14 protein-coding genes are annotated in these 21,301 nt (G+C 69.7%); 5 read left to right on the top strand and 9 right to left on the bottom strand.

Annotated elements, in window-relative coordinates; genetic code table 11:
- Positions 1 to 11 precede the first annotated feature (11 nt).
- From ACEZDG_RS37890 to ACEZDG_RS21115, 5 genes are all read right to left on the bottom strand, one after another.
- Positions 12 to 1,682, bottom strand: coding sequence for a carbohydrate binding domain-containing protein (locus tag ACEZDG_RS37890; protein WP_415860282.1), 1,671 nt, complete (start codon positions 1,680 to 1,682; stop codon positions 12 to 14).
- Positions 1,683 to 1,891: 209 nt separating this feature from the next.
- The gene (locus ACEZDG_RS21130; RefSeq protein ID WP_380511917.1) at positions 1,892 to 3,907 is read right to left on the bottom strand and encodes a phosphocholine-specific phospholipase C; all 2,016 of its coding nucleotides are present in this window, start codon (positions 3,905 to 3,907) and stop codon (positions 1,892 to 1,894) included.
- A 27-nt stretch (positions 3,908 to 3,934) separates the two neighbouring features.
- Complete coding sequence (locus ACEZDG_RS21125; protein WP_380511915.1) at positions 3,935 to 5,473, bottom strand: hypothetical protein; 1,539 nt, start codon at positions 5,471 to 5,473, stop codon at positions 3,935 to 3,937.
- Positions 5,474 to 5,639: 166 nt separating this feature from the next.
- Positions 5,640 to 6,272: an AAA family ATPase gene (locus tag ACEZDG_RS21120; RefSeq protein WP_380511914.1), complete on the bottom strand. Its 633-nt coding sequence runs from the start codon at positions 6,270 to 6,272 to the stop codon at positions 5,640 to 5,642.
- Positions 6,273 to 6,306: 34 nt separating this feature from the next.
- Entirely contained in the window at positions 6,307 to 7,194 is an 888-nt protein-coding gene (locus ACEZDG_RS21115) for an NAD(P)-dependent oxidoreductase (protein ID WP_380511912.1), read from the bottom strand.
- Between the two features lie 65 nt (positions 7,195 to 7,259).
- On the opposite strand from ACEZDG_RS21115, the gene ACEZDG_RS21110 reads away from it, so the two are divergent.
- Positions 7,260 to 7,733, top strand: coding sequence for a nuclear transport factor 2 family protein (locus ACEZDG_RS21110; RefSeq protein WP_380511910.1), 474 nt, complete (start codon positions 7,260 to 7,262; stop codon positions 7,731 to 7,733).
- Here ACEZDG_RS21110 and ACEZDG_RS21105 read toward each other — a convergent pair.
- The gene (locus tag ACEZDG_RS21105; protein WP_380511908.1) at positions 7,721 to 8,572 is read right to left on the bottom strand and encodes a LysR family transcriptional regulator; all 852 of its coding nucleotides are present in this window, start codon (positions 8,570 to 8,572) and stop codon (positions 7,721 to 7,723) included. The two genes, ACEZDG_RS21110 and ACEZDG_RS21105, sit on opposite strands and share 13 nt — an antisense overlap.
- 80 nt (positions 8,573 to 8,652) lie before the next feature.
- Between ACEZDG_RS21105 and ACEZDG_RS21100 the strand changes: the two genes are divergently transcribed.
- Positions 8,653 to 9,015 (top strand): DoxX family protein, encoded by a 363-nt coding sequence (locus ACEZDG_RS21100; RefSeq protein WP_380511906.1) that lies wholly within the window; start codon positions 8,653 to 8,655, stop codon positions 9,013 to 9,015.
- A gap of 12 nt (positions 9,016 to 9,027) precedes the next feature.
- On the opposite strand, the gene ACEZDG_RS21095 is transcribed toward ACEZDG_RS21100, so the two are convergent.
- Complete coding sequence (locus ACEZDG_RS21095; protein WP_380511904.1) at positions 9,028 to 9,573, bottom strand: hypothetical protein; 546 nt, start codon at positions 9,571 to 9,573, stop codon at positions 9,028 to 9,030.
- A 181-nt stretch (positions 9,574 to 9,754) separates the two neighbouring features.
- Here ACEZDG_RS21095 and ACEZDG_RS21090 point away from each other — a divergent pair, with 181 nt between their 5' ends.
- Together ACEZDG_RS21090 and ACEZDG_RS21085 are read left to right on the top strand one after the other, a co-directional pair.
- Positions 9,755 to 10,606 (top strand): MerR family transcriptional regulator, encoded by an 852-nt coding sequence (locus ACEZDG_RS21090; protein ID WP_380511902.1) that lies wholly within the window; start codon positions 9,755 to 9,757, stop codon positions 10,604 to 10,606.
- Positions 10,607 to 10,724: 118 nt separating this feature from the next.
- Complete coding sequence (locus ACEZDG_RS21085) at positions 10,725 to 11,705, top strand: hypothetical protein (protein ID WP_380511900.1); 981 nt, start codon at positions 10,725 to 10,727, stop codon at positions 11,703 to 11,705.
- A 23-nt stretch (positions 11,706 to 11,728) separates the two neighbouring features.
- Here the strand turns inward: ACEZDG_RS21085 and ACEZDG_RS21080 are convergent, their stop codons facing one another.
- Positions 11,729 to 12,118: a hypothetical protein gene (locus ACEZDG_RS21080; RefSeq protein WP_380511898.1), complete on the bottom strand. Its 390-nt coding sequence runs from the start codon at positions 12,116 to 12,118 to the stop codon at positions 11,729 to 11,731.
- Between the two features lie 9 nt (positions 12,119 to 12,127).
- On the bottom strand, positions 12,128 to 18,676 hold the full coding sequence (locus tag ACEZDG_RS21075; RefSeq protein ID WP_380511896.1) for an RHS repeat domain-containing protein: 6,549 nt from the start codon (positions 18,674 to 18,676) through the stop codon (positions 12,128 to 12,130).
- Positions 18,677 to 19,358: 682 nt separating this feature from the next.
- On the opposite strand from ACEZDG_RS21075, the gene ACEZDG_RS21070 reads away from it, so the two are divergent.
- On the top strand, positions 19,359 to 21,301 hold a 1,943-nt coding region (locus ACEZDG_RS21070; RefSeq protein ID WP_380511894.1), incomplete at its 3' end, for a DNRLRE domain-containing protein.

Raw genomic sequence — 21,301 nt, 5'->3', positions numbered from 1 at the left:
TCAGCGGATCCTCAGCGGCCCTGGAGGGACTTGACGTTGTTGCCGAAGGTCCAGCCCAAGGAGCCGTCCCAGTTGACCGACCAGGTCATCAGCCCCTTCAGCGCACCGCCGAAGGCGTTCCAGGACTGGCTGACCAGGCTCGGCGCCATGTAGCCGCCGCCCGCGCCGGACTGGGCCGGCAGGCCGGGCACCTGCTTGTCGTAGGGCACCTTGACGGTGGTGCCCTGGATGGTCAGGCCGTTGTTCAGGCAGGTGGTCTGGGCGGTGAAGCCCTGCACCGTGCCGGCCGAGTAGGAGTCGCCGGAGCAGCCGTACATGCTGCCGTTGTAGTACTGCATGTTCAGCCACCACAGCCGGCCGTTGTCGGCGTACTTCTTGATGATCGGCAGGTAGGAGCCCCAGATCGACCCGTAGGTGATGCTTCCGCCGGTGACGTAGGCGGTCTCGGGGGCCATGGTCAGGCCGAAGCCCGCGGGCATCTGGGCCAGCACGCCGTCGATGATGCGTTCCAGGTTGGCCTGGGAGGTGGAGAGCGTGTTGATGTTGCCGCTCCCGGTCAGGCCGGTCTCGATGTCGATGTCGATGCCGTCGAAGTTGTACTTCTTCAGGATCGGGACGACGGTCGCCACGAACTTGTCGGCGACGGTGCTCGAGCTCAGGTCGATGCCCGCGGCGGCGCCGCCGATGGACATCAGGATCGTCGCCCCGGCCGCCTTGGCCTGGCACATCTCGGCGGGCGTGGCGACCTTGACGTTGGTGTCCATGCCGTCCTGCCACTCCACCGTGCCGTCGGAGAGGATCACCGGGAAGGCGGCGTTGATGACGTTGTAGCCGTGCGCGGCGATCCGGCTGTCCGTGATCGGGATCCAGCCCAGGCCGGGGTGCACGCCGTTCAGGGCGCCGTCCCAGTTCTCCCAGTAGCCCTGCAGCACCTTGCCCGCCGGCCTGGGCTTGGTGGCACAGGTGCTGCCCGGAGGCGTGGTGGTCGGCGGCGCGGTCGTGGGCGGAGCCGTGGTGGGCGGGGCCGTGGTCGGCGGCGCGGTGGTGGGCGGGGCCGTCGTCGGGGGTGCGGTGGTCGGCGGGGCGGTCGTCGGCGGGGGGCTGCTGCCGCCGGGGCCGGTGAGCGACACGTCGTCCGCGTAGTAGGTGGGCTGGCCGTACCAGCCGTGCAGGTAGACGGTCACCGAGGTGGTGCTCGCCCCGGTGGTGAAGGCCACGCTGAGCTGGCCGTACGACGTATTGCCCGGCGTCCAGGTGGACGGGTCGCTGCTGCCGCCGGTGCCGGTGGCGCCCAGGTAGACGTAGCTGCCCTGGACGTAGGCGCTCAGCGTGTACTGGGAGTTGGGCTGCACGCTGATGGTCTGGGTGCACTGGGCGTCGTCCTGGCCGGCGGGTGTGGCCTTGAGCGCCGACGAGCCGGAGTGGACCGGGCTGCTGACGGCCGAGCCCGAGCCGCCGGTGCAGCTCCAGCCGGAGAGTCCGCTCTCGAAGCCGGGGTTGGCCACCAGGTTGGTGGTGGCGGCCCCGGCCGCGCCGGTCCCGACCACGACGATGCCGGTGCCGATGACGGCGGCGGCGCTCACCCCGGCCAGGGTGCGCCTCAGGACGGTTGATCCGTGCGTGGAGCGACCGGTCCGGTTCACCTGCGATACGCGCGGAGTACGCGACCTCCGACGGAACATGCTGTGCTCCCTTCCCGCCGAGCGCCATGGACATGACTGGTACGTGGGGGTGCGGCGCCCGGGCCTGGGTGAGGTGGGGACATGTGGGGGCTGTGCCGGACCGGATCGTAGAAGCGCCGACCGGGCGCGTCAATAGGTCTGGACCAATGAGGTCTGGACCAATGACGGTGCCCGCAGCCCTGAACAGGACTGCGGGCACCGGGTGGTGGCTACTGCACCGTGCCCGCGTAGCGGTAGGCGAAGCGGGCCGAGGTATTGGCCGAGACGGTGATGTCGTAGCGGCCGTCGTTGGTCGGCCAGACCACGTCGGCCTTGTCGCCGGCGGCGACATAGCTGGTCACGGGCGTGCCGCCGAAGTCGTTCGGGGTGACCGTGAAGCGGACCTCGGTGCCGCCGTCGTTGCCGAGGGTCAGCCGCAGCTTGGACTTGCCGCCCTCCTGGATCCGCAGCCGCACGGACGGGACGCCCTGGTCGTCCTGCCCGTCCCGGACCACCGTGCCCTGGAACCGGCGCAGGAAACCGTCCGCCCCGTGGACCGAGAAGTCGTAGCCGCCGTCGGTCTGCGCGGCCTCCCAGAGGTAGTCCTGGCTGGTCTGCGGCAGCACCGTGAACGGGGTGGCGGCGAAGGGCAGCGCCAGGTGCGGGTAGACGTTGTAGTGGAAGGCCTCCTGCCCGGTGCTGGTCATGGTGCAGGTGACCCGACCGGTCCCCCGGTCCACCACCACGTCCGCGCCCGGCTGGTACGGCAGCGGCCGGCGCGGCCGGGTGCCCGGCTCCTGGGACGGGGTGGCCTGGGCGCCGAGCGCCGGCTGCGGCACCGGCGGCAGCTTGGCCCCGGCGTCGGCGGCCAGCACCAGCGCCTTGGTGTCCGGCAGTCGAGGGATCGTCATGTCCCGCTCGGTGAAGTCGAAGCAGCTGGTGAGGTCACCGCAGACGGCGCGCCGCCAGGCCGAGATATTGGGCTCCTCGACCCCGGTGACCTGCTCCAGGAAGCGCAGCACCGAGGTGTGGTCGAACACCTGCGAGTTCACGTAGCCACCGCGCGACCAGGGCGAGACCGCCCAGAGCGGGACCCGGGGGCCGAGGCCGATCGGCTGCCCGTCGACGAACTCGTCCTCGGTCCCGGCCGGGGGGAACGGCGGCACCACGTGGTCGAAGTAGCCGTCGTTCTCGTCGTACATCACCAGGAAGACGGTGTCGCGCCAGACGTCCGGGTTGGACATCAGCGACTGCAGCGCGGTGTTGACGTAGTCCGCGCCGTAGTCGGGGCTGGCGCTGGGGTGCTCGCAGAAGAGGTACGGCGCGACCAGCCAGGAGACGGTCGGCAGGGTGCCCGCCCTGCAGTCGGCGTCGAACGCGGTGAGGTCGAACTTGGTCATCGCGTTGATGTAGCGCGGGTCGTCCGCCGGGAAGGCGTGGAACTGCTTGAAGTAGGACAAGGCGTTGTCGTCGTAGTCGCCGTAGCGGTCGTCCAGGCTGGGGTTGTGGTAGACCCGCCAGCTGACGCCCGCCTGCTCCAACCGCTCGGCGTAGGTGGTCCAGTCGGCGATCGGGTTCTCGGTGACGATCGAGTTGTCGGTGAACGGGCCGGTGGTGCCGTCCGTGCCGGGGCCCGCCGTACCGGTCCAGAGGTACAGCCGGTTGGGGTCGGTGGGTCCTGACATCGAGCAGAAGTAGTGGTCGGCGACGGTGAAGGCGTCGGAGAGGGCGTACTGGTAGCTGATGTCCTGGCGGGTGAAGTAGCCCATCGAGGCCCCGCCCTTGGCGGCGGTCCACTTGTTCCAGGCGCCGCCGTTCCAGGCCTGGTGCGTGCTGGCCCAGTCGTGCGGCAGGTCGCCGGCGTTCTGGGCGTTGTACTTGGTGGTGTCCATCCGGTACGGCAGCAGGTAGCCGCCGTCGCTGCGGGACGCGGCGGGCTGGCGCAGCACGCTCTGCTCGCCGGGCAGCATCAGCACCCGCTTGTCGTCGAAACCGCGCACCCCGGAGAGGGTGCCGAGGTAGTGGTCGAAGCTGCGGTTCTCCTGCATCAGCACGACTACGTGCTTGACGTCCTTGACGGTCTTGGTGTCGGCCGGGCCCTTCGCGGAAGCGGCCTGGACGGAAGCGGCGTCGGAGGCCGGGGCGCTGCGGGGCGCGGCGGCGGCTGCGCCCGGGAGGCCGGTGCCGAGGGCGGCGGCGGCACCGGCTGCGGTGCCGACGAAGGCACGGCGGGAGACAGGGGTCATGACGGTACGGCTCCTAGTCGACGGATCCTAGTTGACGGAGAAGAGGGCCACGGCGGCGGCGTGGTCGGAGGGCCAGCCGTTGCCGGCGGTGTCCGGCTCGGTCTTGGGCCAGCCGGTGACCAGCGACTGCACCTGCACCGGGGTGAGCCCGCCGGCGAAGTCCACATAGTCGATCCGGTCCTGCGGCTCGGCGGTGGTGGTGCTGCCCGGGTGCAGCGTCAGCACCGGGGACCAGGTGGCGCCCGGGGACTTCGCCGGGTCGTGGTCGACCACCCGGTAGGCGTCCTGCAGCCCGGCCTTGGCGAGGGTCGAGGTCACCGGCCACTTCACCGCACCGGCGCCGCAGTGGGCCGCGCTGGTCTTCGCGGTCCAGTCCAGGTCCGACGGGGAGGCCAGGTCGGCGGCGAGGACCACCGGCACCTGCCCGGCCCGCGCCAGATCGGCCCGCATCGCGGCGGCAAGCGCCGTGGCCTGGGCGGCGCGGGTGCTGCTCTGCTCGGCGGCCAGCGCCTGCGCGCCGGACGCGCCGTCGACGCAGACCGCGTAGGGCGGGTAGCCCGCCTCGTCCAGGTGCGCCGTCCAGACCCGCACGGTGCGGGTGGCGTCCAGGTGGACGGTGACGGCCGCGGCGGGCAGCGCGGCGGTGGGCGGCTGAGCGTCCGTCAGCGGGAGCCGGCTGACCACCCCGAGGTCGCCGGGGCTCTGGTAGGCGTACCAGCCGAGCGCGTCGGCCAGCTTCTGGGCGGCGCTGCCGCCGGTCTCCTGGAGCGCCACCACGTCGAGGTCGTCGCCGAGGACGACCGCGATCTGCTTCTCCAACGGGTCGTCGACATGGGTGCCGGCGTCCCAGAGGTTGAGGCTCGCGGTCTTCAGCGTCGGGTGCTCGGTGGCCGCGAGGACCGGGACCTCGACGGTGAGCTGTGCGCTGTGGCCGGCGCTGTCGGTCGCCTGGACGGTGAGCAGCGCGGGGTGCGCCGGGACGTCGGCGGGGGCGGTGCCGGTCACGGTTCCGTCGGCGGCCACGTCCAGCCAACTGTCGCCGGAGACCCTGCTGAAGGAGGGAGCACCGCCGGTGCTCCCGGACGGGCGGATCCACAGCCCGCCGAGCGCGATCCGCGCGGGCGCGCCGGGCGTCAGGGCACGCGCGCTGAAGTCGGCGACGGCGAAGTGCGGCAGGACCGGCGCGGGCCGGGGCGCGAAGCTGAACGGCGCGCTGGTGGCCAGAATGCTGTACCCGTCGTTGGCGAGCAGGTACGCCGAGTACGGGCCGCCGGTCAGCCCGCTGGTGTCCAGGGTGACGTCGCCGGAGCTGCCCGGTGTGTACTTCCACACCAGCGAGGCGCCGTTGCCCGGCTGGCGCGAGCCGTCGTAGATCCCGACCCAGTTCTTCGCACCGGGCGCGGCGGTGACGAAGTGGAAGGTGAGCTGGTCGCCCTCCAGCGGATGAGCGGTCGAGGTCAGGGTGATGGTGCTGCCGTTCACATCCGCGCTGGCGCCGGCGGACACGGCGCCCCCGACCAGTACCGCGGCCAGGAGCGCGAGCAGCACGGCGGTGATTCGTCTCATTCGAGCCCGTTCCCTTCGTGGGTAGTTCAGCGCAAGTCCAATGAACTTGTCTGAACAAGTCGGGGCTCAGTTAGTCGGAGGAGGATGGCCTGCGGATGAACGCAGCACAGCGGGACGGCGGTCGCCACGCGAAGATACCCACCCGGTTCCGGTCACCCGGCGTGCCTCAGTCGAACCGGATGTGCTTGACGCCGGTCAGCAGGCGACGCGCCCGCCCGCGGAGCGCGCTGTCGGTGTTGGCGGCCAGGCTCAGCCCGGCCGAGGCCGCTATCCGGTCGGCGACCTGCGGGATCGTCAGCCGGTCGGTCCAGATGTGCTCGGCGAACCCGCCGCCGCTGAGGCGGGTCAGGCACAGATCGAGCCTGGACACCGCGAAGGACTCCCGCCGCAGCGGCGCGTCCTTCCCCGCGACGAGCTGCAGCGCATGCCCGAAGCCGCGCTCGCGCAAGCGCCGGAGCACGGTCTCGCGCTCGGCCAGCAGGGCGAAGTGCCGCACGTCGTGGCCGTGTGCGCGCAGGCCCCCGATGATCTCCTCGAAGTACCGCGGCTCCACCACCGTCATCGGCACGATCACCACGCCGTCGTGCGCGCCGAGCACCAGGTCCAGTACCTCGGAGACGCCCTGCCGCCAGGACCGCAGATCCTGGAAGTCACCGCGGAGACCCGGCGGCATCATCCGGTGCAGGCCGAAGCCGACGTGCTCGGGGTCGCAGACCACACTCCCCGGAAGCCGCCGCTGCAACTCGTACGCGCTCTGCGTCTTTCCCCCACCGAACGGTCCGTTGATCCAGAGAAGCATCCCAAGATCCTAAAGGAAGCCCGTCCGGAGGGACTCAGGGGCGCAGCTGGACTCCGGCGCGTTCCTCCAGCAGGGCGACGGCGAGCAGTTCGCCGTCGACGGGTCCGTAGCGCTCCAGGGCCTGCTGGTGCAGCAGGCGGACGGTCTCGCTGAGGTCGTGGGGTGTGCCCAGGTCGCGGGCCAGCGCGGTGACCATGGCGAGCTGGTCGTGGATGTGGTCAAGGCCGAACGAGGCCAGGTAGTCCCCGGCGAACAGCGCGGGCAGGTCGCGGCGGATGAACTCGCTGCCCGCGGCGCTGCCCGCGAGGGTGTCCCGCAGCACGGTCAGGTCGATGCCGGCCCGGCTCCCCAGCAGCAGCGCCTCGGCGGTGGCCACGGCCTGGCCGAACCAGAGCAGGTTGACCAGCAGCTTGAGGGTGTAGCCCGTGCCGTGGCCGCCGGTGTGGGTGATCAGCTCCGGGTCGGCGACGGCGGTGAGCAGGGCCCGGTGACGGTCCAGCAGGTCGTGGTCCCCGCCGACGAACAGCCGCAGGCGTCCCGCCGCCGCGTCGGCCGGGCCCCCGCCGATCGGGGCTTCGAGGACGCCGATGCCGCGCGCCCGGGCCCGCTCGCGGATCGGGGCCGCGGCGGCGGACGAGTTGCTGGACATGTCGATCCAGGTCGACCCCGGGGCGAGCGCCTCCAGCACGGCGGCGTCCATCACCTGCTGCACCTCGGCCGGGCCCGGCAGCACCGTGAGCAGCACCTCCGCGTCCGCGGCGACCTCGCGGGCGCTGGCCCGCCAGGACGCGCCGCAGGCCGACGCGGCCCGTTCGCGGCCGGGGTCGGCGTCGAACACCGCCACCGAAAAGCCCGCGGCGACGAGGTTCGCACAGATGGGGGTGCCCATCCGCCCCAGCCCGATCAGTCCTGTCGCAGGCATTCGCTCATCCTCGTCGCTCGGAAAACCGCTTGCTCGGCACCACGATCGAGCTGGTAGGAAGGAGCATGGAAGCCAAGATCACCGACCCGATCGAGCGCATGCTCGCAGAACGCGCCTGCGAGCGCATCATTGTGGACTTCATCCACCGCCTGGACCTCGGCGAGCCGGGCTCGGTGGCGGACCTGTTCACACCCGACGGCGTCTGGCACTGGCCCGGCGGCGACCGCCGCATCGAGGGCCGTATGGCGCTGCGGACCTACTTCGCCTCGCGACCGTCGGACCGGCTCTCACGTCGGCTGATGACCAACCTCCTGGTCACCGTCGAGTCCGCAACGGAGGCACGCGCCGTCTCGTATCTGACGACGTATCGGGTCGACGGCTACACCGGCGGCATGATCGAGCCCCGACTCCCGGTCAACGTGGGCCACTACGAGGACACCTTCCGCGCCGTCGACGGCCGCTGGCTGCTCGCCACCCGCACCGTCTTCCTGCCCTTCGGCACCAACACCGAACGAATCCAGCCTGCTCAGTCGCGGTAGGCGGTGCCGGCGATACGGACGAAGGAGTGGATCAGCGGGTTGGCGTCGCCCCGGTTCCAGGCGGCCACCACCCGGCTCGGGGCCATGTCGACCAGCGGGACCACCACCAGCCCCTCGGGCGGCCGGTGCCCGAGCAGGGTCATCCCGACCGTCCCGTTCCAGAGCACAGCCTGCACACATTCCTGGACGGCGCGCACCACCGGGCCCTCCCGGCGCTCACCGCCGTTCCAGTACGACTGCCAGGCCCGGTCGGTGCCCTCGGGGAACTGGAACCAGTGCCGGTCGGCCAGGTCCGCCAGCTTCAGCCGGTCGCGTCCGGCCAGCGGGTCGTCGGCGCGCAGCAGCGCCCCCACCGGGTCGGCCCGCAGCTGCCGCACGGTCAGTCCGGTCTCGTCGAACGGCCCGCGGGTCAGGGCGATGTCGACCAGTCCCGCGTGCAGCCCGCAGGTGGGGTCGGTGAGGTCGGTCTCGCGGATCCGGACCTCGACGCCGGGGTACCGCCGGCGGTAGGCGGCGGCCAGCCGGATCGCCCCCGGGTCGCTGCTGTCGCCCAGCAGGCCGACGGTAAGGGTCGCGGTGCCGGCCGCCGCGGCCACCCGGGCCCGGAGCCGGTCGGCCCGGTCCAGCAGCGCCCGCGCCTCGTCCAGCAGCACCGCCCCCACCGACGTGAGCGCGACCCCGGCGGAAGACCGGTCGAACAGCGCGGCGCCGACCTCGGCCTCCAACTGCTTGATGGCCCGGCTCAGCGGCGGCTGGCTCATGTGCAGCCGGGACGCGGCCCGGCCGAAGTGGAGTTCCTCGGCCACCGCCACGAAGTAGCGCAGCGTGCGTAGCTCCATGGCGACACGATACCCGCAGGGTATCGACATCGCCGAACGGGTCTTGGACAGGCGGCGCGCCCCGGCGGTGGAATCGACCCATGGACATCGCCTACTGGATCGTCGCCGGCCTGCTCGCCCTCTTCTACCTCTACGGCGGCGGGGTGAAGCTGGTCCGGAGCCAGGAGCAGCTGCTGCCGATGATGGCCTGGGTGGACACCACGCCGATGCCCGCCGTGCGGGCCATCGGGGTGGTCGAGGTGCTCGGCGCGATCGGGCTGGTGCTGCCGCCGTGGACCGGCATCGCGCCCTGGCTGGCCCTGGCCGCCGCGATCGGGTTTGTGGTCCTGCAGCTCGCCGCCACCCGGGTTCACCTGCGCCGGGGAGACCGGCAGGTGGCGCTCAACCTGACGCTGCTGCTCACCGCCGCCGTCACCGTCTGGCTGTCGACGACGTGGCTGTGACGTCGGTGGACCTCACCCGGTGGACCGCAGACGCTGAAAACTGAGCGCGGCCAGTCCGAACACCAGGCCGCCCGCCAGGAAGAGCGCGTCGGTGGCATCACCGGCGAACACCGCCCACCAGGACGGGTGGTCGGTGCCCATGCTCTGGGCCTCGGTGAGCCCGGTGAGCCCGTCCCTGAGCACCCCGGTCGCCCGCAGCAGGTCGTCGGCGACGCCCGAAAGGCCGCGCACGAGCAGCAGCGCACTCCCCGCCCAGGCCAGGAACAGCAGCAGCCGGCGCGGAATCCGACGTCCCCAGGCCGGGCCCGCCAACGCCAGCGGCACGGCGATCCCGATCGCGACCATCAGGTAGACCAGCACCGAGAACGCATAGAAGAGCACCCGGGCCGCCCCGTGGTGCACCGCGGCCGTGGGAGCGCTCAGACCGGTGGCGTACCAGACGACATGCCAGGCGAGGAAGACCACGACCCAGCCCAGCGCGGCCCGCGCGGTCGTCAGGCTCGCACGGTTCGCCCGCTTCGCACGGTTCGCCCGCTTCGCCTCCGGTAAGGGCTTCATACCGGCAACGATCGCAAGCAATTCGGGCCCGGACATCCGGCCCGAGGGGGAACCCGGGCACCCACAAAAATGGGCCCGGATGTCATCCCGGAGGAGGATCCGGGCCGGTGGGCGGGTGATTCGGCGTTGCCGCTGGTGCTGCGTTTGAGGTTGCCCCGGGGCAAGGTCCTAGGTTGGGGACATGGCGGACGGACCCGAACTGCTCACGGTCGGTCAGCTGGCACGCCGTGTCGGCCTGACCGCGAAGGCGCTGCGGCACTACGACCGGGTCGGGCTGCTGGTGCCGACGCTGGTCGACCCCGATACGGGCTACCGCTTCTACGGGCCCGAGCAGGTCGCCCACGCGCGGCTGGTGCAGGCCCTCCGCTCGGTCGACCTGCCGTTGGAGCAGGTCCGCGCCTGTCTGGCGATGCCGGACGACCGGGCCGGGGTCCAACAACTGCTCACGGCGCACCGGCGTCGGCTCCAGGCCCGGCTGGACCGGGTCCGGGGCGAGCTCCACCGGACCGACCATCTCATCGAGGACGGAGTCACAGCACAGATGACCGACCAGGACACACAGCACACGCCCGCCACCGCGGCGGGCGACGAACGGCGGATGGCCGCGGACCTGTTCAACGGGGTGTGGCGGCTGATGGAGAAGGAGTCCCGCAGCGTCGAGGAGGAGGACCGGATGCTGCACATGGCGCACGCCTCGCGCCACCACTGGGGCCAGGTCGGCACCGCGGTGAACCTGAGCCGCGGCGAGTGGCAGTGCTCCCGGGTCTACGCCGTGCTGGGACGGGCCGAACCCGCCCTGCACCACGCCCGACGCGGCCTGGAGATCTGCCAGGCCAACAACATCGCCGACTGGGACCTGGCCTTCGCCTACGAGTCCCTGGCCCGCGCCCACGCGGTGGCCGGTGACAAGGAGCAGGCCCGCGCCTGGACCGAGCAGGCCCTGGCCGCGGCCGAGGACATCGCCGAGGACGAGGACCGCGAACTGGTCCTCGCCGACCTGGAGTCCATCCCCGCACAACCACGCTTCTGGTGACCTGGCCAGACCCCATCTGACACGACCTCACCGTTCCCCGGGACGGCCGGCCCGGGGACGCGATAGCGTTCGGCCGTTCAGGCGTTCTCGCACATCCGTACGGCTTCGGAGGCCTCGCATGATCGGCTTGGTGGCGGCGTTCCTCGCGGGCTGCGCGGTGACGTTCGCCCTGACCCGGCTGCTGGACCGGCGAGCCGCGCACCCCGCGCTGGGTCCCGGCGGCGGGCGGCCCCGCGGCGCGGACCGGCGGACCACGCGTGTGGACGAGGCCGTCACCGCCTTCGGCGAGCAGTTGGAGCACCTGGACTTCGACCCCGCCGCGGCCACGGTCACCGAGGCCATGCTCGCCGACTACCAGGCCGCGCTGGACGCCTACGACCGGGCCAAGCTGCTGCCGGTCGGCGACGAGGCGCGGATCGCCCGCACTCTGGACCGGGGCCGGGCCGCGCTGGTGCGGCTCTCGGCCCGGGTCGAGCACCGCCCGATCCCGATCGAGGCGCTGGAGGGGTCGCTCGACCCGGCCCCGGCCGTACGGGCCGACGCCGACCGCTTCCTGCACTCGGGCACCGCCCCCGGCACCTTCGAGGTGCTGGTGGACCGGCCCGAGCCGGGGCGGCCCACCATCGCGGAGATCAGCTTCAAGGGCAACGGCAACTTCTTCGTCCGGCCGGTGATCAGGACCGACGCGCGGTTCGAGACCGGGCAGACCCTGGTGAACTACCAGAAGGCCTACCGCGGGCGGCACTTGATCGACGACTCGACCACCCACCTCAAGGTGGAACTGCAGCGCATCGAGGGCGCCTGCCGCTGGTCGGTGCGGTTCCTGCCGATCAGCGAGGCGCTGCCGCTCGACGGACTGGCCCACGGCAGCGCCCCGCACGAGGTGCTGGCGCACAGCGGCGGTCGTACCACCGTCACCGTCCAGGCAAGGACCACCGGCACCTGGCGGGTGGACTACCGCTCGCCGACCCGTGACAGCGGCACCGACTGGATCCACGGCCTCGGCGACGGCGCCAAGGAGCTCCCGGTGCCCGCCGCCGGCTGGATCCTGGTGCAATTCCCCCAGGGCGGCACCTGGTCCCTGCAGACGCCGTCCTGACCACCCCTCGGGCACTCATGAACTTATCCATCATGCTTGATTCGCACCTGGAACCGTGCAGACTCCTCCATCCACCAGGTGAGCTCGACCTCTGCTTCATCGAGCACCTGACGCGACCGGAAGACGTGCTGAACAAATTCAGCAGGGAGTCTCACCGAGTGGTCCATCACATAGTGGCCGAGGCCACTCGGCCAAATGTACTCCCCATCGGTCAGCTCACTGCTCCCATTTGATTTTCCGCATAGCCGACAGCGAGAAGATCCCATGAAAGTACGCGCAGTCTGCCCCTGGCAGAGGTAGTCGGAAATGATCTCCCGTTCACCTGAATCCCAAGTGGAATCGACCAGTTCAAGGGGATCTGGAAAGTCCGACATCTCATCGGACTTCCAGTACCCCAACGCCTTGAGGTTCAAATCAACTCCCTACTTCTGCGGCTCAAATGTGTCCCAGGTTCCTTCCACGGTTTTACCGTTCTCGTCCCAGAGCAACACCTTGCCGCTGTTTGTGATCCTGACGTCCTCCCGCGGCGCCGTGACAGTGACACCGAGTTCATTGGCAAGATCCTGCGGGCCAGTTCCGCAAGCTGCCCTGCACGCGAGCAGGCGCACTGGCTCACCGTTCCAGCCGGCTTCCTTCATCTCTTTGGCCAAATCAGGCACAGAAACCGCAGATGAATCGAGATCGGGGTCCCTCATGAATCCATTTTCGTTGTCGCCATGGATAGCGGTGTCCCACGTGCCTTCTGGGGTCTTGATCTTAGCAAACGGACTGTACTGGCCACCCCTGATGGGATACCTGCCCTTGGTGACGTGGGCTGATTTACCCATCGTCACCCCGCCTTCTTCTCCGACAGCGTAGCTTTCCGCTCCCGCGAGGTTGGCGACGACTGCTGCTCCCACGGCAAGTGTCGTCAGGCCGGCGCCGGTTGCGGCTGTGCTCACGCCTGCGGCGACGCCGGCCACGGCGGCCATTTCCAGCGTGGCTCCACCCAGAGCGGCTTCACCGAAGGCACTGGCCGCGGCGATGGCAACTTCAGGGGCGACGACGCAGATCACGATGACTGCGGCGACGGCCGCGACGATCAGTGCCGCTTCAAGGATTGCCGCAGCATGGACCTCGACCTGGCAGGTGACGTTGTACCAGGAGCAGTGCCGGTGGGCTGCGGCGGCTGCGGCTTTCTCCTTGGCTTCGGCTGCGGCGCGCGCCTTGGCTTCGGCCCTGGCTGCGGCGGCTGCGGCGGCGGCCTTGGCGCGTTCGGCTGCGGCTTTCTGCGGGTCGTAGTGGCTGCAGTTCTCGGCAGTACACAGGGCGCCGAAGCCCTGGTCGTCGGCCAGGCTCTGCGAGATCGGGGGTGCGCCCTTGACGACGGGCTTGTTCATGGTGGGATCGGCCCACCAGTTGTCCAGCCCGGTGGGGTCGCTGAAGGTGACGGGGTTGCTGGAGGCGTAGGTGTAGCCGTTGGCCTGCTGGGGGTCCTCCTCGAAGACCGGGTCCAGGCTGATGAACCTGCCCAGGGTGGGGTCGTACTGGCGGGCGCCGACGGTGGTCAGCCCGTCGCTGGCGTCCTGGGGTTTGTCGAGGAAGCCGTTGGGATCGAGCCAGGTGCTGCCCGGGGTCGGGCCGCGGGGTGCGCCGTAGGGGGTGTACTGCTGCCAGGACGGGTTCTTCGCGGTGCTGTCGAGGCTGACCGTGGCGGTGCCGTGCTGGTCGGACAGGGTGAAGCCGTAGCCGACGTTCGAGGCCACGGCCTGGCCACCGCCGGGCAGGGCGTAGGCGCGCAGGTTGGTCAGGATGTTCGTGGTGGTGTTGAGGGTGATCTGCTGGCTGGGAAGGAACAGGGTCGTGCTGCCCGGATCACTGCGCTCGATCACGGCGCCGGTGGCGTCGTAGTCGTAGGTGGTGGTGTTGGTTCCGGTGGTGGCGCTCCTCAGTTCGCCTTCGTCGTTCCAGGTCAGTGACTGCTGGCCGGAGGGGGTGGTGCGGGAGGTGGTGTTGCCGAGTGCGTCGTAGCAGTAGGTGTTGCTGGCACTGGTGGCGCCGGTGACGGTGGAGGTGGCCAGGGTGTGCGGGGCGGTGCTGGTGGGGCAGCCGGTGGCGCTGCCGCCGTAGGTGTCGGTGGTGGTGGTGTCGGTGGCGCCGGTCAGCGAGTGCTGGACCTGGGTCTTGGTCTGGCCCAGCTTGTCGTAGGTCCAGCTGGTCCAGTAGGCGCTGCCGGTGACCCCGTCGCCGACGGTGGTGGTGACGTTGGCGCTGGTGGGCTGGGTGCTGCAGCTGGTGGCGGTGCTGGAGGTGGTCCAGGCGGAGGTGAGGCGGTCCAGGCCGTCGTAGCCGTAGCACTGGGTCTCGGTGGTGGTGCCGTTGCGGACGTCGGTCTGGGAGGTGATGTTGCCGGAGGGGTCGTAGGTGTCGCTGGTGTCGTCCAGCGGGGTCGAGGAGACGGCCGTGTTGACCACGTTCTGGTCGGTCAGCCGCCCGGTGTGCGGATCGTAAGTATCGGAGACGGAGGCCTTGTTGGTGGCCGATCCGATGACCTCCTGGGCGACCTGCCCCAGTGCGGTGTAGGAGATGTTCTGGACGTAGCCGTTGGCCCCGCCCAGGCCGGAGGGCTCGTCCAGGCCGCGGTAGGCCGAGTACCCGGTGGTCAGGATCTCCTGAGCCATGCCGCCTGCGGCCGGGACCAGGGTCGACTTGGGCAGGCCGGTGGTCGGGGTGTAGGAGTGCTTATAGGTGTACGTGCCGGCCAGAGCGGTACTGCCAGGGACGGTGTAGGCCTCGCCGGTGGACTCGCCGAAGATGTTGAAGCCCAGGGCCTGGGTGGTGAACGTACCGTCGGGGGTGGTGGAGGTCTGGGTTGTGATCTGCCCGATCGGGTAGGTCATCCCGGGCACGGCGTTGTTGCTGTTGTCGTAGGTCCAGGAGCCGATCTGGTTGCTGCTGGACTGGTTCGCGACGGTGGCGTCGTACTCGGCGGTCTTGCGGTTCAGTTTGTCGTAGGTGAACGACAGGGTGTGTCCGGCCGAGTCGGTGGACTGCAGGGTGTTGCCGACCGGGTCGTAGAGCGTGGGCGAGTTGGCCGGGGTGGAGCCTGCGTCGGGGTCGGTCTTTGTGACCGGGTTTCCGAGGAAGTCGTACCCGGTGCTCCAGGTGTCGCCGGCCGGGTCGATGGTCTGGTAGGCCAGGCCCTGGGCGTTGAAGGTGTAGTGGGTGGCCTGGGTGGTGCCACCGGTGATGCTCGCCGTGGTGAACCCGCCCAGCACCGCCGTACTGACGGTGGGTGCGGTCGCGTACTGGTCCTTCTCGGTAGTGCGGCCCAAGGCGTCCACGACAGTGGCTCCGGCCGGGGCACCGGTCGGGGGCACGGAGACGGTGCGGTCACCGAAGTACTGGGTGTAGGCCTGCTCCTTGACCTGCGAGTCGTCCAGCGAGGTGACCACGGTGGGCCGGCCCTGGCCGTCGTAGGAGGTCAGGGTCTGCTGGTCGGCCTTGTTGTCCGCCACCGTCACCAGGCTGGAACCCGGATTCGCGGTGGGGTCCCAGTAGCTGTCGTTGGTCTTATAGGTCCAGCCGTGGGTGTCGTAGAAGGTGTCGCTGATGATGCGCCCGGTAGCGCTGGCGGTGACCGCCTGCTCCTGAGTCTGACGCACCCGCAGCAGCGCGTCGTACAGGATGGTGGAGGTCGAGTAACCCGACTCGTCGTTCATCTGCTGACTGGTCACCACGACCGGGGCGATCACCCCGGAGGCCGGGTAAGAGTAGCTGTAGAGCTGGTTGGCGGGCAGGCTGGTGGCGCGCGAGCTCTTCCACACCGCGAGGGTGCGGCCGAGGCCGTCCGAGTGCACCGTGGTGGTGATGTTGTTGATGTCGGTCGACGAGAGGGTCAGGGAGCGTTCAGGGTCGAGGACGGTAGTGGCGCTCTGGTGCAGGGCGTTGGTGGCCTGGATCCCGACCGTGGTCAGCCACGCGGTGGTGGTGTAGGCGGTGTCGGTCTCGTTCCCGTTCGCGTCGAACGCCGCGGTAGGGCGCCCGTAGGCGTCGTAGACGGTGGCGGACTTGGTCTTGTAGGTGAACGCGCCGCCGCTGTACCCGGTCGCGTCCTGCTCCACCGAATCGTCACCGAGGGTCGGCGCGGCCTGCGGCCAGGTGAACGAGGCGGGCTGGGGCCAGGTGGCCGCCAGGGTCGGGTTGTCGTAGAAGGTGCGGGTGTCCGACACCACGTCAGTGGCCTTGTTCAGACCCGCCGGCGCGGTCAGCGCGTTGGTCTGCGCCGCGGTCGGCACGCTGGCGCCGGCCGGGGAGGTGCCGCCGCAGGGCTTGTCGTCGGTCTCCGTCTCAGCCACCAGCCCGACCAGGTTCAACGCCGTGTTCGCCGGGGCGTACACCGTCCGAGTGCAGGTCGCCTGCGAGGACCCGGTACCGACCAGGCCCAGGTCACCGTGGGAGAAGGAGTACAACTCCATCCCGAACGTCGTCGAGTTGGGGTCGGTGTCGAAGCTGCTGTCGGACTCCGTGGTGCGCCACGTCGTCGGCGAGGTGTCCGTCAGCGCCTGCCGGCTCCAGGTCTCCACCTGCCCCACCGCGTTCGCCGTCAAGGGTGGCAGCCCGCTCCGGGTGCGACTCAACGTCGCCGGAGAGACCCAGTACGAGTTGATACTCGAATGGTCGACCGGCCCACCGTCGTAGGTGTAGGTCGCCGACTCCAGCGGATTCCCGGCGAGTTGGTCGCTGTCGGTGTGCTTGCCGCCCTGCGAGTCCGTCAGGGAGACCGACCTGTTGGAGGTGGAGGAGAGCCAGTCCCCGTCCATGCCTCGGTAGTACCAGCTCTCCGACTCCGTGAGCGGATCCGTGCCCTGACCGGTCCGGGTCTGCACATCCCCGAAACCGCGCCACTGCCCGTAGGTACGGTACTTCGCCTGCACCAACTCGTTGTCGTCGTAGTGCCACGCACCCCCACCGACGTACTTGTACCCGGTGAACAGCCCCGCCGACCCGCCCGAAGGATCGGACTGCGACACCGACTGCACCACGTACTTGTTGAACCAGTCCGTGTACGGCGCCCCATTGGTCGCCCACACCACCGGGAAACACGACAGCGTATTCGTCGACGGCACCAGCGAGGCGACACCGGCCGCGGTGCAGGGGTTGTTCAGCTCGTACTTGACGCTGATCACACTGCCGGTCTCGGTGGTCACCGCCCCGATCCGGTACCGGTTCAACGGCCCCAGCCCCGCCCCCACCCCGGTGGTGAAGTTCACCCGGTTCGCCAGCATGGTGGGAGTGAACGAGACCTGCGGCAGCGTGACGGCCGGGCCGCCCGCGGTGGTGTCGTCACCGGTGTGGGTGATCGTGTTCAGCCACAGCGTCGAGGTGTTGAACGTCCCCGTCGTCGGAATCAACTGACCCAGCGCCCACGAGTCGACCGTGTTGTACTTCGTCCCGTTCCACTGCTCCGTCTCGATCTTCGTCAACCGCAACGTCGAGAAGAACGCAGGCCCGTAACTGCTGCAGGTCGCACCCTGCGCGCAGACCAGGTCGAACGGCACATCGGGCCAGTTCGGGGCGTTGGTCGCGTTCAACGGGTCGCAGGTGCCCGACACACACCGCTCACCGGCGGTCAGGACCACCTTCTCCGGCACCGTCCCGTAGGCGCTGCCGGCCGTGAAGCCGTAGTCGATGTGGTCCAGGTGCGAGTCCCGGATGTAGGGGACGTTGGTGTGCGCGCCGTTGTCCTCGGCGTAGTAGTTGGTGTCCTGCCCGTAGTAGTACGACATCGCACCACCACGCAGATCCGTGACGTAGTCCAGGTGCCACCGGTAGGCCATCGTGCACACCGAGGAGGTGAACCCCGAGGCGGAGTAGCACGGGTCACCCGGGTTGGCGGAGTACACCGGCTCGTAGTCCACCGACTTCGTCGTCGCCTTGCCCGACGTCCAACCCGGCAGCTCGTTGCGGCCGAAGGAGTAGACGGTGCCGGAGCGGTCGGTCACGGTCCAGTAGTCCGTGTTGTACGTGCCGGAGCCGTTGTTGCTGCCGGTCACGTGCTTGACCACGTCGCCGTTGTCGCTCGCCGGCTTCCACGTACCCCCGGTGCCCTTGGTCGCGTCCCAGATCAGCTGGGTGCTGGACCCGTTCAGCGACAGCGTCAGCAACGGCCCGTCGTAGCACATGTCACCGGTCTTGTCCGCCGCCGGCAGCGTCACCCCCTCCGGATCGTCACCGCAGGTCACGAACGACTGCTCGATGAAGGAGTCACCCATCGACCACCCGTCCCCGATCCACGAGGACTGCGACTGGGTGGAAGCGGTCTGCCCGTCCACACTGCCCGAGTCGTACGACAACCCCAGGCTGGGAGCCAGGGCCGAGACCGCCGGCGGGACCGTGATCGGGTACGAGTAGTCGAAGGAACCCGACGAACCCCCCGACGTCCACGAACCGGACGGCTTGAGCGACGTCGCACCGTACTGGCCACCCGCACCGCCACCGTCACCCGAGGACACCGACGCCGTCGCCGCGATCACCATCGCACCACTCTGCGCAGCGGGGGCCACCGTCGCGGACAGCGGCTTCACCGTCCCGGCAGCAGTTCCGAGGGTCACGGTGGCGGACAGGGACTTCGCCGACGCGTCGTTGGACGTCACCAGCGGCGTCTGCACCCGGCACGCCGCCAGCTGAGGAGTCGTCAGGGAACAGGCCGGGAGGCTGACCAGGTGCAGACGCGAGACGTAGTCACCGCCGTAGGCCTGGGCGAAGGAGGAGTAGTCCACCCCCACCCGCACCGCACCACGCCCCGCACCCGACGGCGTCACCTGCGCCAACACCCCGCTGACACCCACAGCCTGCGCCGCGCTATGGGCCAGCACCTTGACGCCCAGTGAGGACGGACCGCTGTAGGCGCCCTTCTTGTCCGGGACCGCCTGCCCCCACACCGGGCTACCAGCCGACCCGCCCTTCACCGCCGCCTGCTTCAACGGCACCGTCCCGGCCGAAGACGCCGGAAAACGCGTCGCAGCCGCGGTCGCGGTGTAATTCTTGGGCCGCTTCGGCGCAACCGCCGCCTTGGATTTGACCTCCGTCACCGGAACCGGATGACCCAACGCCGGCTTCGGCGCCACACCCGCCACCGCCACCGCAGGAGCAGCCAACGCAGTGGAGGAGATCCCGAGTTGGGCAATCAACGCCGCCGCAACAAGCAACGCGACCCGCACCCACACCAACCGGTGCCCACTCCACCAAAGCCTGGCCTTCACCACTGCCCCCTGCGTTCCGATGACCATGTCGCCGATCAGCGAACGCTGGGGCCACAGCCGCATACAGATGCCGGGTCAGCGTTGATCACGTGGACGCTAGCAGTCGCGCCGAGCAGCGATTCGAAAACTCCGGGGAGGAATTCATGCGCAATTCGCCCATAACTTGAATCCATTGGGCAAATAGCTCCCGTGAGCTGCATCACATTCAATGGTAAAGATTTACCCAAGATTCGACGACGAAAGTCGTGAATCCGACTATTGGGCCTTTGCTACTTCTTCAACAGCGGCACGGAAAGTCCACACCCGGCGATACTCGCGAACACGAGGGCGACCTGCGCCCCGGCTCGGGCCGATAGGAACAAAAAGGGCAATGACGATACAACGACGTTTGCACGCGCACGGTAGAGGGGTGACGGCGCTGCTCGCCGCCGCTCTCGCCGCGGCTACGCTCACCGCCACCGCGCCCACAGCTGTGGCCGCAGCCGCCGACAAGGCCACGGCCCCCGCAGCAGCGCCCGCAGGGCTGCTGTCCGCGCAGCAGGCCGCCGCGCGCGCGAAGTCCACCGGCAAGCCGGTCGAGGTCACCTCACTGACCTCGCAGACCTCACTGACCCAGGCGAACCCGAACGGCACCCTGACCCTGACCGAGTCGGCCGTCCCCACCCGCGTGCGCCAGCACGGCAAGTGGACGAACCTGGACGCCACCCTCAGGACCAACCCCGACGGCACCCTGTCCCCCGCCGCCTCCCTGAACCAGGTCGTCCTGTCCGGAGGCGGCACCACCCCCCTCGCCTCCCTCTACATCGGCGGCCAGGGCATCTCCCTGACCCTGCCCGTCACCCTCCCCCACCCCACCCTGTCCGGACCCAGCGCCCTCTACACCGACGTCCTGCCCGGCATCGACCTGACCGTCACCGTCCAGACCGACGGCGCCGTCAGCGACGTCTTCACCGTCCGCACCCCCACAGCCGCCCGCAACCCCCAACTCACCACCCTCCTCACCACCCGCACCACCACCACCCCCGGACTCAAAATCCACTCCGACACCACCGGCAACCTCGCCGTCACCGACACCGCCGGCCACCCCCTCTACACCGCACCCACCCCCCGCGCCTGGGACTCCAGCACGCCACCGGCCGCAGCCGAATTCAACTCCACCAGCGGCAGCCTGACGACTCATCAGCCGATCATCGCAGCCCCCCGCGCCAACGCCGCCACACAGGCCCCCACCTCCACCTTCCACGCCCCCGGTCGCAGTGCGCACGTCGCACAGCTGAAGGTCCACACCGGTTCGGGCGCGATCGTGCTGGACGCGCCCAGCGCGCTGCTGACCGGTCCGGACACCACCTGGCCGGTCTACCTGGACCCCACCCTGTCACCGGAGTACGGCAACACCGGCTGGTCCAGCCCCGGTGCGGGAGTCGCCGGCGACAGCTACTGGAAGAAGAGCGTCTCCTACACCGGCGACACCGAAGTCGGCAACAGCGGCGACGTGCAGGGGGAGGCAATGAGCATCTTCGACTTCCCCATCGACCTCACGACCCTGCGCGGCGCCCAGATCACTGACGCGGAGTTCGGCATCAAGGAGGACTACTCCTGGGCCTGCCCGACCTCCGGCCACAACCAGACCGTCGACCTCTACGCCCCCAGCCAGGTCCTCACCTCCTCGAATGCCACCTGGAACGCCTGGGTCGGCGCCCTCGGCAGCTCCGTTGCCTCGCACTCCTTCGCCCTGGGCTACAACTCCAGCTGCCCCGCCAACTCCACCCCGCCCTTCAACGTCAAAACCCAGATCAACAACGACATCAACGGCACCACCCCCAAATCCACCCAGACCCTGGTCCTGCGGGCGGACGACCACAGCGACAACTACGCCTTCAAGCAGTTCGACCCCAAGACCGCCCAGCTGACCGTCACCTACGACCAGTACCCCAACACCCCCACCGGGCTGAAGACCTCACCGGCCACCAACTGCACCAGCACGGTGCTGGGCGACACCAGCGTCACCCTGTACGCCGTCCAGTCCACCGTCATGAAGAGCTCGCTGACCACCACCTTCAGCCTCTACAAGACTTCGGACAGCACCAAGACCAACCTGCTCACCCCCGCCAACGGCATCGCCTCCAACACCTGGACCGGCGGCTCCGGGCAGTCGGCCGTCCTGACCGTGCCCGAGTCCTTCTACAAGGCCCGGGCCGGCGGCGCGGCCACCACCTTCTCCTTCATCGCCAGAAGCAGCGACGGCACCCTGGCCTCCAAGAGCTGGTCCACCGCGTGCACCTTCACCTGGGACCCGACCAAGCCCGGCGCCCCCAGCGTGTCCCCCGACCCCGCACCCACCGCCGGCGCACA

The organism is Streptacidiphilus alkalitolerans (assembly GCF_042511045.1).
GTDB lineage: Bacteria > Actinomycetota > Actinomycetes > Streptomycetales > Streptomycetaceae > Streptacidiphilus > Streptacidiphilus alkalitolerans.
The sequence above is the reverse complement of the archived record's forward strand: the minus strand, read 5'-3'. Positions and strand labels throughout refer to the sequence as shown.